A 16062-nucleotide genomic window follows, 5' to 3' on the forward strand; every position below is an offset into this window, starting at 1 on the left:
AAAGTCGATCCGCATCCCGCAGCCAATCCCGCGCCGGCGCCGGCGCGGGATTGGCTGCGGGATGCGGATCGACTTTGGCCTGTTGGGGCGGCTGCGTGTCCGTTTTGGTGTCGGTCTTGGGCGTGTTCTTGGTATCGGGCTTGACGTCGTTCTTGGCGTCGTTCTTGGCCTTCTTCGCCTTGCCCTGGCCGGTGTTGTCAAAGACTCCGGGGATCTGCACCGTGCCGCGGTCGGGGTCGATGCGGATGGTACGGCCGCCATACTCGAAGGTGTATTGCGCTTGGGCAGCTGTGCTTGCCAAAAGAAATGCGGCCATCGCCAACAGCTTTTTCATTGCAATCTCCTGAGCAGGTGCTCGCCGTATCGACGCTTACGCCCCGGCCCCGTGGCGAAACGTGATCCAGATCACTTTCAAGCTATGAGTCGTACTCCCTTCAATCTTGGTTCAATGCGCGCCAACTCGGTCCAAGGTTTGACCGGCGGGCAGCCAAAATGCGGACAGGCACGACGTTCTAATCGAACCAGGCGCCATAGATTTTCTGGTAGCTGCCGTCCTCCATGGAGACGTGCAGCCACTGATCGACGAAGGCCTTCAGCGCAACGTCGCGCTGGAGCCAGTAGGCCTTCTCCGAGAAATCGAACGGCTTGTCCGGATGCACCGCACACAGCACACCCTGATGCTGCTTCTGCTGATAGCGCGTCTCGGATGCGTCGGTCATCATCAGGTCGGCATTGCCCTTGGCGATCTCGTCGAAGATCGCGGTATTGTCCGGGAAGATGTTGATGTCGGCAGCCTTGATGTTGGCTCGCGCGAAGCGCTCATTGGTCCCGCCCGGATTGACGATGACGCGTGTGCCCTTCTTGTCGATATCGGCGAGCGTCTGGTATTTGGCGACGTCGGCGCAACGCGCGATCGGCGTCTTGCCTTCGCGCATGATGGGCGTGGAGAACAGGCCCTTCTTCTGGCGGTCGAAGGTGACGGAGACGCCGCCCATCGCGATGTCGAACTGGTCGGCCTCAAAATCCTTCATCAGCTTGGGCCAGGCGGTCTGGACGTACTCGACCTTGACGCCGAGCGCCTTGCCCAGTGCCTCGGCCATGTCGACGTCGAAGCCAGTGAATTTCTGCGTCGTCTTGTCGAGCGAGGTGAAGGGCCGATAGTCCCCGGTCATGCCGACACGCAAGGTGCCGCGCTTGATGATCTCGTCGAGGCGGGAAGGGGACGTCGTCTCCTGCGCATGGGCTGCAAAGCTCACCACCACCGCCGCGGCCAGTGCCACCAGTCGTCGCACGATCATGTCTTTCTCACCCTCGCATGAGCTGTCATGTTGTTCCTGAACCTGCGGATTTAGACCAGATGTCCGCAGACTGCGAGAAGGAAATTTTGAAGTGACGCTTTCCCTCCATGAGGTTTCCGTCGGCATGTTCGTGCCATTTCTGCGCAACCTGTCCGGGCTGCTCGACAAGGCCGCCGCCCACGCCGAAGCGCGCAAGATCGATCCGGCGATCCTGCTGGGCATGCGGCTCTATCCGAACATGTATGAACTGGCGCAGCAGGTGGGTGAGGCGGTTCGCCATGCCGTGGTCGGATCCGCGCTGCTTGCCGGGCGCGAGCCGATCACGTTTGGCGATACGAGGCCTGATCTTGCGGAGCTGCAGCGGCGCATCGCGGCCGCGGTTGATTTCATCGAGAGCCTGCCGCGCACCGAGATCGATGCCGCAGGTGAGAAGGACGTCGCCTTCCGGCTGAAAACCGGCGTCGAACTGCCCTTCACCGGACGCTCACTGCTCCTGACCTTCACGGTCCCGCAATTCTTCTTTCACGTCACGACCGCCTACGACATCCTGCGGCACGCCGGCGTCGATCTCGTGAAGAAGGACTTTTTGGGCAGAAGGTGAGGCTTACGCCTCACCTTTCCGCACGATGTGGGCGACCGAGCTGCGGTTGGCGATCTCGTCGCGCAGGATCTCGAAGCGCTGACGCGCTTCGTGCTCGCGCTCGTCGACGAACTGCACCGCGGCTTCGCCCGACATCGGTCCGCTGACCACGGGCGTCGAATACTCGCCGATGGTCTCGTGGACGTAGTAGAGACCCTCGTCGCCGCGCTGCACGGTCCACTTGAACCGCAGCGCTGCCATCGGCCCGGGGCCGAGCTTGCTGTAGCCGTCGGCGTCGGCCGGATGCTCCGGCACGAGCGGCTGCTCGTCGACGACCAGATCCTCATCGACACTCGGATGCTCGTCGACGTTCGCGAACTTCTCAATCTCGGGCGGGGCTTCGGGGTGTTCGAGAATGCTGGCGATCGTCGCCAGCGCGTGATCGGTCGGGTCGATGTCTGACAAGGGTCCATCCTCCAAGAGGACGCGCCGGCAATTCTGTCCCACGACCGGTCGCGACCTGTCACCCTAGGTTGCCTTTGATTAAGGCCAGGTTTGGGCCCGATTGTGCCGAAATGGGACGCCTGGTTGACCTTGGCGAGGCGATTTCCGCCTCTCCGAAACACCAGCGATCAGGCAAGGATATCCCCCTTTACCCCGAGGTAGTTGAGGCGGGAGCCGAGCGCCGTTGTAGTCTTGTCGCCTTGGCCGCCGGCGATGCGCCGCCAGCGCTGGCGGTTCTTCGCTCCGTTGCGGAGCTGCACCTCAATCGTCCCAGAAGCGCTTTCCGCACCCGCATTGGAACATATGAGTGATGTCTCCGGTCTCGGAGTCCACCACTGTTCGTACAAGTTTCATTTTCTCGCCACAGACACGACAGGTTCTGTTTGAGTTGTCCTCGACAACGCAAATCTTCTCTGCGCGAAATATTTCCATGAGTCCGGCCCCCTGTCCGAGGTGACTGTCAGCCTATTGCAACAGAGGAAACCGGGAAGAACTGGTACGAAGTGACGACAAATTTGCGACGGTACACGGAGCAATTTAAGACCAGTCAGCGAGTCTTGACGATCCCTTGGCTCACCACGGGGCGTTTCTCCTTGACCGCGATCTTACGAATATTCACCTAATGCACTGATATGACTGTTTAATTTACATCTATAGGACATCCTGGTTGATCACGTTCTGGCGGATCGGATCGCCGTCGAGCACGCTTAGGATATTCCGCGCGGTCTGCTCGCTCATGCGATCGACCGCCTCGACGGTGACGCCAGCCACATGCGGCGCCATGATCACATTCGGAAGCTCGAACAATGAGTGTCCAGCCGGCGGCGGCTCCTGCTCAAACACGTCGAGCCCGGCGCCGGCAAGCCGGCCCGAGGTGAGCGCGTCGTAGAGCGCCTTCTCTTCAACGATACCGCCGCGCGCGGTGTTGATGAGATAGGCCGTCCGCTTCAGCAGGCCGATCCGCGCCGCGTTGAACATGCCGACGGTTTCAGGTGTCTTCGGGCAGTGGATGCTGACGAAGTCGGCCCGGGGTAGCGTCGCGTCGAGATCGGTGACCGGCTCGCAACCGGCGGCCTTGATGTCGGCCGCGGACTTGTAGGGGTCGTAAACCAGGACGTTCATTTCCATCGCGAGGCAGCGCTTGGCGGTGCGACTGCCGATGCGGCCAAAGCCAATGATCACCACGGTCTTGCCGTAGAGATCGAACGGCAGGATGCCGAGCCTGTCGGCCCATTTGTTGTCTCTGACGCAGGCGTGCAACTCCTGGGCGCGCTTGGCCAGCGTCAGCATCATGAACAGCGCGGCTTCTGCGACCGACGGCGAGTTTGCGGAGCCCGCGACCATCAGCGGCACCTTGCGGCGCGAGAGGGCAGGCACGTCGACCGCGTCGTAACCGACGCCGATCCGCGTCACCACCTGCATGTCCCCGGATGCTTCGAGCTCGGGCTCGCCGAATCGGGTCGCGCCGAGCGCCACGCCGTGGACCGGCGCATGCGCCGTCAGCATCGCCTGGAAATCCGCAGCCGAGATCAGGTTGGAGAACTCGACGAGCTCGATGTCGTCCCGCTGGGTGAGAAGGGCGCGTGCGCCCCCCGACAAAGTTTGCGTGACAAAAATCTTCTTCTTGTTGGTCGCCATCGTTCCCTGCCTGCTCGAAGCTCTTCTCGTCCGGCCATCACAACACGAGGCCGGTTGCCTCGTTTAGCAGGTGCATGTTGTTGAGGTCTATCGCCAAACGCATGGGTGCTCCGTCCTTGGCGCCGGCATTGGGATTGACGCGGCCGCAGACCGGCGTGCCGTCGAGGGTGAAGTAGACCAGCGTCTCAATGCCCATCGGCTCGGTGACGTCGAGCACCGTGTCGAACGTCTCTACGCCAGGCTCCAGATGCGCATGCGACTCGGTGAGATGCTCCGGGCGGATGCCGAGCTGCAGCTTGTCGGTGCGCGGCAGCGCGTTGTAGCGCGAGGCGCGCGCCGGCGGCAGCGGGAAGGAGACGCGATCGGTCAGGCGGATGCTGAGGCGGCCGCCGACATCCTCGAGCCGGCACGGCACGAAGTTCATCGCCGGCGAGCCGATGAAGCCTGCGACGAAGCGCGTCGCCGGCTTGTGGTAAAGCTCGTTCGGCGTGCCGATCTGCTCGATGCGGCCCTTGTTCATGACCACGACGCGGTCCGCCAGCGTCATCGCCTCGACCTGGTCGTGGGTGACGTAGACCGTGGTGGTGCGCACCTTCTGATGCACCTTCTTGATCTCGATGCGCATCTGCACGCGCAGCTTGGCATCGAGGTTGGAGAGCGGCTCGTCGAACAAAAACACCTTTGGATTGCGGACGATGGCGCGACCCATCGCGACGCGCTGGCGCTGGCCGCCGGAGAGCTGCTTCGGCTTGCGGTCGATCAGGTCGGTGATGTCGAGGAGGCGGGCGGCCTCCGTCACGCGCGCCTTGATCTCGGCCTTCGGATAGTGCTTCAGGCGCAGCCCGAACGACATGTTCTCGGCGACCGTCATGTGCGGATAGAGTGCGTAGTTCTGGAACACCATCGCGATGTCGCGATCCTTCGGCGGCACGTCGTTGACGACGTCGCCGCCGATCATGATGTCGCCGTCGCTGATATCCTCAAGCCCTGCGATCATCCGCAGCGTCGTCGACTTGCCGCAGCCCGACGGGCCGACCAGCACGATGAACTCGTGGTCGGATATGTCGAGATCGATGCCGCGCACCGCCTCGACGTCGTCGTAACGCTTGACCACCTTGCGCAAGGAAACATCAGCCATGAATCGTCAACCCCTCGATTTCAACCCTTTGTCGCACCGGCCGTCAGGCCGGCAATGTAGTAGTCCATCAGGAAAGCGTAGATGATCAGCGGCGGCGCTGCACCGAGCAGAGCGCCGGTCATGATCTGCCCCCAGTTGAAGACGTCGCCCTTGATCAGCGTCGTGGTGATGCCAACCGGCAGCACGAGCTGGTCGATAGAGGTCGTGAACACCAGGGGATAGAGAAACTGGGCCCAGGAGACGGTGAAGGCGAAGATCGTCGCGGCGATCAGCCCCGGCAGTGCCACTGGAATGAAGATCCGCGTCAACGTCTGAAGCCAGGACGCGCCGTCGATGATCGCGGCTTCATCGAGCTCCTTCGGGATCGAGGCGAAATAGCCGATCATGATCCAGGTGCAGAACGGAACCGTCAGCGTCGGATAGACGAACAGCAGCACATACCATCGATTGAGCAATGTGATGCCCGTCAGGTCCTGGATCAGCGCAAACATCTTGAACAGCGGGATGAACAGCAGGCTGTCCGGGATCAGGTAGGTCAGGAACACGCCCGTGGCGAGTGTCGCTGAGCCCCAGAACTTCATCCGTGCCAGCGCAAAGGCTGCGGGAATGCTGATCAGCATGGTGACGATCACGACCACGATCGAGACCATAGCGGAGTTCCAGAAGAAGCGCAGGAACTGGTTCGACGTCAGGAGCTCGAGGTAGTTCGACAGCGTCGGGTGGAACACCCACCATGGGTTGGTCGCGGCCGAGATCTCAGCGCTGCTCTTCAGCGAGGTGATCAGCATGTAAATAGGGGGCGTCAGCGAGAAGATCGCGAACAGCAGCAGGAAGAAGTAGGACCAGCGCAGCGCCCAGGCGCGGTCGCGGCTCATGCTGCCATATTTGACCTTGCGCCGGGGGCCGGCCTTGTCGATCGCGAGCGTGCTCATCAGGATTCGTTCCCGCGTTTAGAGACGTCGCGCAGGATGAAGATCGCCGCGACGGCGAGGATGGGGACCATGAACAGCGAGACGCTGGCGCCGAGAGGAATATCGCTGCTCTCGATGCCGACCCGGAACGCATAGGTCGCAAAGATCTGGGTCCGATCGAGCGGCCCGCCCGAGGTCAGGATGCGGACGATGTCGAAATTGGCGAAGGTGACGATCAGCGAGAACAGCGTCGTGATCGCGATGATGTTACGCATCATCGGCAGCGTCACGTACCAGATCCGCTGCCACCAATTGGCGCCGTCGATCGCGGCGGCCTCGTAGAGTTGCTCCGGTACCGATTTCAGCGCCGCCAGATACATGATCATGAAGAACGGCGCGCCGTACCAGACGTTGACCAGAATGACGGAGAAGCGCGCCCATGCGGCATCGCCGAGCCAGGGAATGGGACCGATGCCGAAAAATGAGAGCGTGTAGTTGAACGCGCTGTAGGAGGGGTCGAACAGCCATAGCCACGCCAGGGTGCTCATCGCTGGCGGAATGACCCAGGGCACCAGCAGCATGCCGCGCCATTTGCGTTGGCCCTTGGCCGGAATGTTGTGCACGAAATGCGCGACGATGAAGCCTATCAGCGCCTTGAAGATCACGGCGGTGATCGCGAAGATGCAGGACTGCTTGACCACCATCCAGAACGTTTCGCGCTTGAACAGGAAGGTGAAGTTGCCGAAGCCGACGAACTTCTGCATCGACTTGTTCAGCGTCGCGAGATGAATCGAGAACAGAGCAGGGTAGAGCACGAGCAGCGCGATCAGGAGGATCAACGGCAGCGTCAGGAAGAACGCCGCGGTCGATTTCCGCCCCAACGCATTGTGCAGGCTCGTCCGTTTGCGTGCGCTCGCGGTGCCGGCAACGCGACCGTGCTCAACGACGACATCGGCCATGTCTGTTTCCCCGGGTCAAGCTTGCTTGCAGAATATCCGACGGTGAAGCCGGCACGCGGGTGTCGGCCTCCTCTGAAACGTCCATCGAACGGCGGGGTGCCCTGGCGGCTCACGCAAGATGCATGAACCGCCGTGGCACGCCCTCCGGCTTAACTTCGCATGAAGCCTTCGCACTCGCCCTCGGCCCAGGCGAGCGTGTTCTCCAACTTCTCCCCTTGCGCAAAGCGCAGCGCCATCTTGGTCAGCGTCGCCTGCGCATAGATCTGCTGGGCGATCTTTGGCGGCGCAGGAGAGGCCGCGATCGACAGCGTCTGATGATTGTAGGGATTGGGATAATGATAGAGCGTGCCCTTGGGCGGCCCTTCCTCGGCCCAGGTCTTCAGCGTCGTCATGTTCGCGTAGGCCGGCAGGTCGTAGCCGCCGCTCGCCGCAACGAATTTTTCGATCGATGACGGCTGAGACAGGTAAGTGAGCAGGCTCTTGGCCGTTTCCTTGTTCTTGGAGAAGCTCCAGAGGCCCCAGAAATAGGGCAGGAACGGCGCAAAGCGACCCTTGGGACCCGCCGGGAAGCCGTGGGTCCAGCATTGCTCGGCGACCTGCGGCGCGTCGCGCTTGGCAACCGCCCAGGCGCTCGGGGGATTCATGATGAGAGCGCCGCGCCCCGAGATCAGCCATTTGTTGTTCGAGGCGTCGTCCCAGGACGGCGCGTCAGGCGGCAGGAAGGCGACCAGCTTCTTGTAGTATTCGAGCGCCTGGCGGACCTGATCGGTCTTCACCGTGATGTCGCCCTTGGAATTGACCAGCTCGGCGCCGAACGACTGGAAGATGGCGCCGGCCGTATCGACGCTGTCGGTGGTCTCGCCAAGACCGATGCCGAATGCGAAGCCCGCCTTCTGGCAGGCTTCCGCCGCCTTCAGGAAGGTATCCATGTTCCAGTTGTCGGCCTTCGGCGGGCTGCCAGCCGGATACAGCTCCTGAACGTCGATGCCGGCGTGCTTCTTCATCAGATCGATGCGGGAGCAGGGCCCCTTGATCTGGCTTCCCGGGGTGGCAGGGACGGCAAGCCATTTGCCAGTGGCCTGGCCGAGATATTTCACCGTGTCGTTCACCTCGCCGTTCTGCTTGATCGCGGCCTCCACGACGTCATTCACCGGTTCCAGCTGCTCGGCATAAGCATGCGGCCACCAGGTGTACATCTGGAGAATGTCATGACCGGATTTGGCCTGCGCCTCGGCAGCAACGGTCAACTCGATCTTCTTGTTGTTGCTGGTGATGTAGTCGATGGAAACCTCAACCTTCTCCTTTGCAGCCCACTCGTTGACGAGAGCCCTTGAGCTGTCATTGGCGCCGGGCACCCAGTGGTCCCACAAGCCGATCGAGAGCTTGCCGGCGGCGTAGGCGCCGCGCACATACGGCGCGGTGATCAGGGCTGCGGAGGACATGGCAGTTGCGGCCACAAATTGTCGCCGCGTAAGCTTCTTGCGTGACATCTCGTTTCCTCGCTTTGGCATTCGTTGTTTTGTTTTTGTTGTTTTTGTTTTTCTTGCCGTCGCCTCGCGTGGCCAGTCACGCGAGCCGCGGAGAATTGGTAGCGCGATCAGATCAGAATTGATCGCGTCTGTCGAGAAATCCAACGCGCGCGTTTCTTGAACTAACGTTGAGTTCAAGTGAGCGGCGGCTCCGCGTCGTGCGTGTGTCGCGGTGATGAACCTGGACTGCTCCTTTTGCGACGCACACTCTGGTCGGCATGGGCGAGGATCGTTCGAGCGCAATTACGCCGCAGTTCGGAATGACCCTGAACTAACCGGTTCGCAGGACAGACTTTTCGGATGTGGAGGGTCGCTCCTCGGTCTGGACCGGCGCGACCTGAAAACGCTAGAGTTCCGGCCGACAGACTTTCCGCGATTCCACCCTCCGAGCAGCCAATCAGATCGAGATGGAGACCAGAATGATCAACCCGACGCCGCCCGCGCGGCTTCGCCTGCGACGATGGTTCGCGCTCGGGTCAGTCGTTGCATTGCTGTTGGGCGCCGCTTGCGTCGCCAATGCGCAGGGCCTGGTCAAAGGTGTTCAGGAGGGTGCGGCCGCCGGCAACAAGGCAGCAGGCCCGGTCGGTGGCGTGCTGGGCGGCGCGATAGGCGGCGTCGTCGGTGTCTTCACCGGCGTGCTCGGGGTTGGTAACAACAACCAGGCGCCGGCCGCCAAGGACGCAAGCAAGGACGCGAAGCAGCAGGGGACCGACAAGGGCGCCGACGCCAAGGGCGCCAAGGACGCGAACAAGGACGCCAAGAGCGGCAAGGGCAGCAAGACCGCCAAGGCCGGCAAGGACGCACCGAACGACGCGGCAAAGGACGTCACCGTTCTCACCCAGAACGGCACGCCGCAACTCACCGCCGAGCAGATCGTCGCCAACAGCGATTCCTATATCGAGCGCATCAAAACAGAGCTGAACCTCACGCCCGACCAGGAGAAGCACTGGTACGGTTTCTCCAGCGCCATGCACTACCTCGGCCATAACGGCGCCGAGCGGCTCAACCTGCGGATTGCCCGCGCCAAGCGCGATCCGCCGGACGACATCATCGAGCAGATGCGCAACGAGGCGCAGTTCCTGATCGACCGCGCCGCGGACCAGCGCAACGTTGCCGATGCTGCCGAGCCGCTGTACTCGAGCCTGGACGACAAGCAGAAGGAAGTCTTCATCCAGGAGATGGTCCGCCTCAGCCACGAGCGCGGCTTGGATTGATCGGCGTTTGACTAAGATTTGTCGCGCTCGATTGCCACGAACTCGTGAATCCCCGCGGCGATGCAGTTATGATTAGCTGCAAATGATCGCTGCGGGGTTGATATGACGACGGGCGCACTCTCCGTTTTCCTGGTCGAAGACGAGGCGTTGATCCGGATGATGATAGCCGACATGGTGGAGGAGCTTGGCCACCATGTTGTTGCTGAGGCCGACAATGTTCAGGACGCGAGCGCCTTCGCGATGACGGCGCAATACGATCTGGCCATTCTCGACATCAACCTCATGGGGCTTTACGTCGACCCCGTCGCGGACCTGATCGAACGCCGCGGCAAGCCGTTTCTGTTCGCCACGGGTTACGGGCCGGAGTTGCTGCCGTCCTTGCTCCGGCGCAGGCCGATCCTGCGCAAGCCGATTTCGATCGACCAGCTCAAGACGATCATCGAGTCTCTTTTTCCCGGCTCGCCGGCCGCCTCGAAAAGCGGATCGGCCTGACGTCCGCTTGCGGCGAATAGCCGGGCAACCTTGCCCTGGGGTAGGTGGAAGGCACTGCGCCCGGCTATCCTGCCGCAGCGGCGCGGCCCGCTCAATTCGTCACCGGAACTTGAAGAAAAGCGGACCGATTCACGCCCGACCTGTGGCCGAGGTGCGGTCTTGTCGGGAACCCACGAGCGGCGTGATTGGCGTTTCACGCGAGCCGCCATTCCACTGCATCGCACAATGAAATTGACGCCGGGGAAACCTGAGCACCATGCAATTTGTTTAGGCAGTCCGGCTAGGCTTGGATCGAGGCGGACAGCTCATGGACGACAAACGAAAGTATCCTCGTATCGACATCGAAGAGCTGGCCTACGTTTCCGTGGGCGGTTCGGTGATGAGCTGCGTCGTCCGCAACATCTCGCCTGCCGGCGCGGCAATCGACGTCGACAATCCCGCCTTCATTCCCCAGCGTTTTCGCCTCGTCATGGCCAAGGACTCCTCGGTCCGCGATTGCAGGGTGATCTGGATCCAGAAGAACCGGATTGGGCTCGCCTTCGTCGGCGGGGAGGGGAACGGCCCCTGAGTGCGGAGATAGATTCACGCTGCGCGCAGGCAAAGGTGCTGCTAGCTTCTGGCGGGCGCGGAATGGACGAAACGAACCCGAGCTGGCGATGACACCTGAGCCTGCGACGATCTGCCTGGGATGCTGGGAGAACCTGCATTTGCCGATCCCGCTACGCGGGCCGCTATCGGCGCCGTTTCGTCTATTCGGCGTCAAGCCGAGCCGGATGAACCCGAACACCTGCACCATCTGTGAAATGGCCTTCTCGCGAGTGATGAAGGCGCGCTCCGTCACGATCGATGCCACTGTGATGTTTGCGGATTTGCGCGGCTATACGGCGCTGACGCAGAGCCTCGAACCGGCTGCGCTGACCGCGCTGCTCGATGCCTTCTACGACGACTGCGCCGCGGCGATCTGGCACTACGACGGCCTGTTGAACAAGACGATCGGTGATGCGGTGTTCGCGATCTTCAATTTCCCGGTCAAGCGGACCGACCACGCCGAGCAGGCGCTGCTTGCCGCGCGGGAGATCCAGGAGCGGTTCGGCCGCCGGCGCGACGAGCTGATGCGCGCGATCGGGAGCAGCGGGCACGAGGTTGGGATCGGGATTGGCATTGACAGTGGAGAAACCAATTTTGGCGAGTTCGGTCAGACGCATCGCGACCTGACCGCGGTCGGAACCGTGGTGAACCGCGCTGCCCGGGCACAGGCCGCGGCGCGCTCGGGCGAGATCTTGGTGACGTCGACGGTGCGGGACCGGGCACGTGACTTGGTTGCGGGAGACGGCTCCGAGCATACGCTGAAGGGTTTTCAAGAGCCGGTGATGCTGTTCGCAGGGTGACGGTTGCCGCGGCCCCAGGGACAAATGAGACGTCAAATGAAAATGGCCGCCCCGGGGGCGGCCATTTCAAGGATGATTTGCCAAAGATGATTTGCGATCAAAGTCTTCTAATGAACGTCTCTAATCAGGCTTGGTGGTGTCTCACATCAAGCCGGCGCTCAGGTCGATGCCGTGCGCCATCAGGCTGAACGAGGCGAGGAGACCGACGCAGCAGAACAGCACTATGGCCTTGAAGGAACTGTCGATCGAACGGATTTCGATGCCGGCCGGAGCCGAAGCGAGTGAAAGCATGCTCATGTCAATTCCCCCTGTTTTGATCCTGAATTGCATCAGGTAGGGAAATCTCTAGCGCAGAAAGTTTGATACGGGATTGCCAGGCATCCTTAACGGAATCGCAATCGATCCACGACTCCGCGGCGGCGACACGCCGGCAGGGCTGATATCCCCGGGATCAGCTGCGGCCCGTTCTCAGCACCTTGGCGATGGTCTGCGCCGTCATCGCTGCCCGGTCGGAGGCACGCTGCGCGGCCAGCCGGTCCCTGGCCTTTTCCTCGATCAGGAGATCAATCAGCGCCAATCGGCTGTCCTCGTCCACCGCCTCGGTCAGCAACCGGTGATAGCGATGGTAGTCAAACCCCACGTCCTGCTTACGCATGCCACGCCCCCGCGCACCACGGGCGAATTGTTCATCAGGCGACGGCGGCGGGCAAGCAGGAACTCGCGCCCTTGGAGCTGACCGAGGCAATGAGCTGTGGATTGCGCCGCGCGGTTTGAGCGAGATCACAAGCGGACCGCGCTTGCGCTGTGAAGGAGGTCACAGAGCTCTCGCCCGCCGGGGCCTATAGCTAAGCGGCAGGGCATTGGAATACGCGAATGCAGGATGAATTCGATTTCATTTCGATCATTGTTGCCGTCTGGGTGGCCGGCTATGTCGCCATCATGCTGGACTACCTTGCCCAGGCCGAGCTTGGCTGGTCACTCGCGCAGTTGCGCGGATGGGCATGTCTGACGGCTGTTCTGGTCGCGTTCATCACGCTGGCAGGCATGCTCGGCCGCAAGCGTGGTGAGCTTGGCAAAGGTCGCTAGCAGACGACGGGCTATTTGCTCGCGTCGGCCGCGTCGATGCATTTCAGCACGAAGGCCGCGCGGTCGCGCAGCAGGATCTTGGCCTGGTCCGCCTTGAGGGCACAGGCACGCTGCCTCAGCTGCTCCGCGCGGCGATGCTCTGCGGCGTCGCGGTACTCCGGCGCAACCGCCCCCGGATCGACCAGCTTTTGCGCAAAACCGGGGGGCATCAAAACAAACGAAATGGCAATGATCCGGATCAGGTAATTCACCAAAGCCTCCCCGAGCCCTCAAACCGTGTGACCCTAACACCGTTGGGACACCGGCTGTGAGGCGTTTCACGCTCAATGCCGCCATCGCGGGGAGAGGCTCACGCCGTGCTGTGATCGCAGAAAGCCTTCAGGCCCGCAAAGCTGGCGTCCGGCTTGACGATGATGCTGGTCGGAATGGGATGCAGGTAGTCCCGAAAACGTCCCTTGGCCTCAAAGCGCTCGCGGAAGGCGGAGGCGGCGAGGAATTTCGGGAAGCGCGGGACGATGCCGCCGGCGATATAGACGCCGCCGCGAGCACCGAAGGTCACCGCCAGATTGCCGGCGACGGAGCCGAGGATGGCGCAAAACATCTCGAGCACGGTGCGGCTGAGGTCGCAGCTGCCATCGAGCGCGGCCGTGGTAATGGCCGCCGCGTCGCGCTGTGGAGCCGTCACACCGTCGACCTCGGCGACCGCCTCGTAGAGGTTTTGCAGCCCCGCACCCGACAGGGCGCCCAGCTCGATCTCGACATGGCCCAGTCGCCGTCGCATCGCGGCGATGACGCGCTCCTCGCGCTCTGTCTCCGCGGGCAGGGTCGCGTGACCGGCTTCCGTGATCACGGCCACCCGGGCGCCGTGACGCTCGACGAGGCAGGAGACGCCAAAGCCCGTGCCGGGTCCGAGCACCAGAAGCGGCTCGCCGCCAGCACCAGTCTGGGCATCGAGCGGGAACAGGTCGGCCGGTTGCAGGGCGGGCAGCGCCCAGGCCAGCACCTCGAAATCGTTGAGCACGTGAACCGCGTCGAGGCCAAAGCCTTCACGGAGCTCCTTCCCATCGATGATCCAGGGACTGTTGGTCATGACGCAGCGATTGTTCACGACAGGGCCGGCGACGGCGAGCACGGCGATGCCGACGCGCGCGCCATTGACCTGGCGAGCCAGGAAGTCGGCCATGGCGTCGCGAACGGTGGGGAAGTCGGCGACCCGCGCGTAGGCGACCGGCCCGATCTGGCCGTCTTCCTCCATCAGCGCGAACCGCGAATTGGTGCCGCCGATGTCGGCAAGCAATGCGCAACCTCTTGTCGTCCGACTGGTCATGTCCTCGTGGCCGCCGCATCCACCGCCATGGGTGATCGCGGGAACCTTGTCTCCATTGCTTCGCGGTCAGATTCGCATACCACCGCGGCTTGATGATGTCGTCAACGTCGATGCTAGGCGAACCCGTTGCGCCGGCAGCAATCCGCCCGCGGTAGGCGGTTGCGAAGCCGCACCGGAAGATCGACATTGAGGCCAGACCGGGTGGAGACCAGCAATGAAGATATCCGACCGGGACGTCCTGCTCGTGATCGACGTCCAGAACGACTTTTGCACCGGCGGGGCCCTGGCCGTCCCGGGTGGCGAGAGAGTGGTGCCCGCCATCAATCGCGTCGCCCAAAAATTCGTCAATGTCGTGCTGACGCAGGACTGGCATCCCGCCGATCACGTCTCCTTCGCCTCCAACCACCCCAACAAGCGGCCGTTCGAGGCCATCGATCTCGACTACGGTCCACAGGTGCTGTGGCCGACCCATTGCGTGCAGGGCACCGCCGGCGCCGAATTCCATCGGGATCTCGAGCTCCGCCGGCCAAGCCTCGTGGTGCGCAAGGGATTTCGCCGTGGCATCGATTCTTATTCGGCACTGTTCGAGAACGACCACAAGACCCCGACCGGGCTGCTTGGTTATTTGCGCGAGCGAGAGCTGAAGACGGTGTTCGTCGCAGGCCTGGCGCTGGATTTTTGCGTCCGCTTTTCGGCGGAGGATGCCCGTAAGGCGGGGCTTGAGGTCGCCGTGATCGAGGATGCCTGCCGCGGCATCGATCTCGACGGCTCGATCGCCGCCACCCATCAGAGCTTCAAGGCGCTCGGCATTCCCGTGGTCAGCATCGAGGCGTTCTTCTAAAGATGGCGCAAGGGACCAAGAAACCGCCGCCACCGACAGGATCCGAGCCCGGATCGGATGATCCGCTGCTGTGGCCGTTCGCTGCGGCCAAGTTCGCCATGGACGCCGCGTTCTGGTGGGTGGAGCGTAGCTCGCCCGAACCGCGCGAGACGGAACTGCCCTGGACCACGCCCAGCCAGGTCGCGCTGGAGCTCGCGACCATGCGCCTGCGCGATTGTACGAAGAAGCGTACCGGCCCGCCGGCGCTGGTGTGCGCGCCCTATGCCCTGCATCGTGCGCTGATCGCCGATTTTGCGCCCGGACACAGCGTCGTGCAGTCGCTGCACGAGGGCGGGGTGGATCGGGTCTATCTGACGGACTGGCGCTCGGCGTCGCCTGAGATGCGCTATCTCTCGATCGACAGCTATCTCGGTGACCTCAATGTCGCGATCGATGAGATCGGTGCGCCGGTCGACCTCATCGGGCTCTGTCAGGGCGGCTGGCTGTCGCTGCTCTACGCCGCGCGTTTTCCGGACAAGGTGCGCCGCCTGGTGCTGGTCGGCGCTCCCGTTGATCTCGCGATCGAGTCTGCCTTGTCCCGGCTCGCGCGCAATGCGCCGGAACTGGTCTACGACCAGCTCGTGGCGCGCGGCGGCGGCAATGTCAGCGGCGAGGAGATGCTGCGCTTCTGGTCGAGGTCACTGAGCGCGGAGGATATCGCGGTGGCGTTGCAAAGGAGTTTGGCCGAGGAGGGCGGAGCTGAGCTTCTGGAGCGCTTCAATCGTTGGAACGAGGAGACGCTCAACCTGCCGGGCAGCTATTATCTCCAGATCGTCAACTGGATCTTCCGCGAGAACCGGATCGCGGCGGGAGGCTTCGTAGCGCTCGGCAGGCAAATCGATTTGAAGGACGTAAGAGCGCCCATCTTCCTGCTCGCCGGGCTTGACGACGAGGTCGTGCCGGCGACGCAGGCGCTGGCGACCGCTGATCTCGTGGGCACGCCCTCGGTCTTCATCGCGGCGGCATCAGAGCCGTCGGATCATCTCGGGCTGTTCATGGGAGCGCGAACCCATGTCCATGCCTGGCCGCGCATCACCGAATGGCTGCGCTCCGATCTCGGCGGCGGCGTTCTCGCGCGCAGGGCCTGAGCGGGATGACCTGAGGGCGTCGGGCTTGAT

Annotated in this window: 19 protein-coding genes and 1 pseudogene; 8 read left to right on the plus strand and 12 right to left on the minus strand. The window is 62.7% G+C overall.

Features of this window, described 5'->3' with window-relative positions:
- Together SO156_RS00005 and SO156_RS00010 are read right to left on the minus strand one after the other, a co-directional pair.
- Nucleotides 1–334, minus strand: a pseudogene (locus SO156_RS00005) (DUF2147 domain-containing protein); the annotation flags it as partial.
- 178 nt (nt 335–512) lie between these two features.
- Nucleotides 513–1298 (minus strand): transporter substrate-binding domain-containing protein, encoded by a 786-nt coding sequence (locus SO156_RS00010; protein ID WP_458145748.1) that lies wholly within the window; start codon nt 1296–1298, stop codon nt 513–515.
- A 91-nt stretch (nt 1299–1389) separates the two neighbouring features.
- Between SO156_RS00010 and SO156_RS00015 the strand changes: the two genes are divergently transcribed.
- Entirely contained in the window at nt 1390–1899 is a 510-nt protein-coding gene (locus tag SO156_RS00015) for a DUF1993 domain-containing protein (RefSeq protein WP_458145749.1), read from the plus strand.
- A 3-nt stretch (nt 1900–1902) separates the two neighbouring features.
- Here SO156_RS00015 and SO156_RS00020 read toward each other — a convergent pair whose 3' ends face one another.
- The 6 genes from SO156_RS00020 to SO156_RS00045 all read right to left on the minus strand — a co-directional run bounded on the left by SO156_RS00020 (nt 1903) and on the right by SO156_RS00045 (nt 8518).
- Nucleotides 1903–2343, minus strand: coding sequence for a hypothetical protein (locus tag SO156_RS00020; RefSeq protein ID WP_458145750.1), 441 nt, complete (start codon nt 2341–2343; stop codon nt 1903–1905).
- Between the two features lie 690 nt (nt 2344–3033).
- On the minus strand, nt 3034–4020 hold the full coding sequence (locus SO156_RS00025) for a hydroxyacid dehydrogenase (RefSeq protein WP_498533427.1): 987 nt from the start codon (nt 4018–4020) through the stop codon (nt 3034–3036).
- A 37-nt stretch (nt 4021–4057) separates the two neighbouring features.
- Nucleotides 4058–5158, minus strand: a complete 1101-nt coding sequence (locus SO156_RS00030) for an ABC transporter ATP-binding protein (RefSeq protein ID WP_498533428.1) — start codon at nt 5156–5158, stop codon at nt 4058–4060.
- Between the two features lie 20 nt (nt 5159–5178).
- The gene (locus tag SO156_RS00035) at nt 5179–6090 is read right to left on the minus strand and encodes a carbohydrate ABC transporter permease (protein WP_458145754.1); all 912 of its coding nucleotides are present in this window, start codon (nt 6088–6090) and stop codon (nt 5179–5181) included.
- Nucleotides 6090–7028, minus strand: a complete 939-nt coding sequence (locus tag SO156_RS00040; RefSeq protein ID WP_458145755.1) for a carbohydrate ABC transporter permease — start codon at nt 7026–7028, stop codon at nt 6090–6092. The genes SO156_RS00035 and SO156_RS00040 overlap by 1 nt, the downstream gene beginning before the upstream one ends.
- A gap of 149 nt (nt 7029–7177) precedes the next feature.
- A complete protein-coding gene (locus SO156_RS00045) occupies nt 7178–8518 on the minus strand; it encodes an ABC transporter substrate-binding protein (RefSeq protein ID WP_498533429.1) in 1341 nt (446 codons plus the stop codon).
- A gap of 458 nt (nt 8519–8976) precedes the next feature.
- On the opposite strand from SO156_RS00045, the gene SO156_RS00050 reads away from it, so the two are divergent.
- From SO156_RS00050 to SO156_RS00065, 4 genes are all read left to right on the plus strand, one after another.
- On the plus strand, nt 8977–9771 hold the full coding sequence (locus tag SO156_RS00050; RefSeq protein WP_498533430.1) for a Spy/CpxP family protein refolding chaperone: 795 nt from the start codon (nt 8977–8979) through the stop codon (nt 9769–9771).
- A gap of 102 nt (nt 9772–9873) precedes the next feature.
- On the plus strand, nt 9874–10263 hold the full coding sequence (locus tag SO156_RS00055) for a response regulator (RefSeq protein ID WP_458145758.1): 390 nt from the start codon (nt 9874–9876) through the stop codon (nt 10261–10263).
- A 307-nt stretch (nt 10264–10570) separates the two neighbouring features.
- A complete protein-coding gene (locus tag SO156_RS00060) occupies nt 10571–10831 on the plus strand; it encodes a PilZ domain-containing protein (protein ID WP_458145759.1) in 261 nt (86 codons plus the stop codon).
- A gap of 88 nt (nt 10832–10919) precedes the next feature.
- Nucleotides 10920–11651, plus strand: a complete 732-nt coding sequence (locus SO156_RS00065; RefSeq protein WP_458145760.1) for an adenylate/guanylate cyclase domain-containing protein — start codon at nt 10920–10922, stop codon at nt 11649–11651.
- 141 nt (nt 11652–11792) lie between these two features.
- Here SO156_RS00065 and SO156_RS00070 read toward each other — a convergent pair whose 3' ends face one another.
- The gene (locus SO156_RS00070) at nt 11793–11948 is read right to left on the minus strand and encodes a hypothetical protein (RefSeq protein ID WP_498533431.1); all 156 of its coding nucleotides are present in this window, start codon (nt 11946–11948) and stop codon (nt 11793–11795) included.
- Between the two features lie 154 nt (nt 11949–12102).
- Complete coding sequence (locus SO156_RS00075) at nt 12103–12306, minus strand: hypothetical protein (protein WP_458145762.1); 204 nt, start codon at nt 12304–12306, stop codon at nt 12103–12105.
- Between the two features lie 218 nt (nt 12307–12524).
- Between SO156_RS00075 and SO156_RS00080 the strand changes: the two genes are divergently transcribed.
- The gene (locus SO156_RS00080) at nt 12525–12737 is read left to right on the plus strand and encodes a hypothetical protein (RefSeq protein WP_458145763.1); all 213 of its coding nucleotides are present in this window, start codon (nt 12525–12527) and stop codon (nt 12735–12737) included.
- An 11-nt stretch (nt 12738–12748) separates the two neighbouring features.
- On the opposite strand, the gene SO156_RS00085 is transcribed toward SO156_RS00080, so the two are convergent.
- Together SO156_RS00085 and glk are read right to left on the minus strand one after the other, a co-directional pair.
- Nucleotides 12749–12988 (minus strand): hypothetical protein, encoded by a 240-nt coding sequence (locus SO156_RS00085; RefSeq protein WP_498533432.1) that lies wholly within the window; start codon nt 12986–12988, stop codon nt 12749–12751.
- Nucleotides 12989–13086: 98 nt separating this feature from the next.
- On the minus strand, nt 13087–14064 hold the full coding sequence (glk, locus tag SO156_RS00090) for a glucokinase (protein WP_458145765.1): 978 nt from the start codon (nt 14062–14064) through the stop codon (nt 13087–13089).
- A 214-nt stretch (nt 14065–14278) separates the two neighbouring features.
- Between glk and pncA the strand changes: the two genes are divergently transcribed.
- Together pncA and SO156_RS00100 are read left to right on the plus strand one after the other, a co-directional pair.
- Nucleotides 14279–14905: a bifunctional nicotinamidase/pyrazinamidase gene (gene pncA, locus SO156_RS00095; protein WP_498533433.1), complete on the plus strand. Its 627-nt coding sequence runs from the start codon at nt 14279–14281 to the stop codon at nt 14903–14905.
- Between the two features lie 2 nt (nt 14906–14907).
- The gene (locus SO156_RS00100; RefSeq protein ID WP_498533434.1) at nt 14908–16032 is read left to right on the plus strand and encodes an alpha/beta fold hydrolase; all 1125 of its coding nucleotides are present in this window, start codon (nt 14908–14910) and stop codon (nt 16030–16032) included.
- The last annotated feature ends 30 nt before the right edge of the window (nt 16033–16062 follow it).

It is taken from the genome of Bradyrhizobium sp. UFLA05-125 (genome assembly GCF_059803515.1).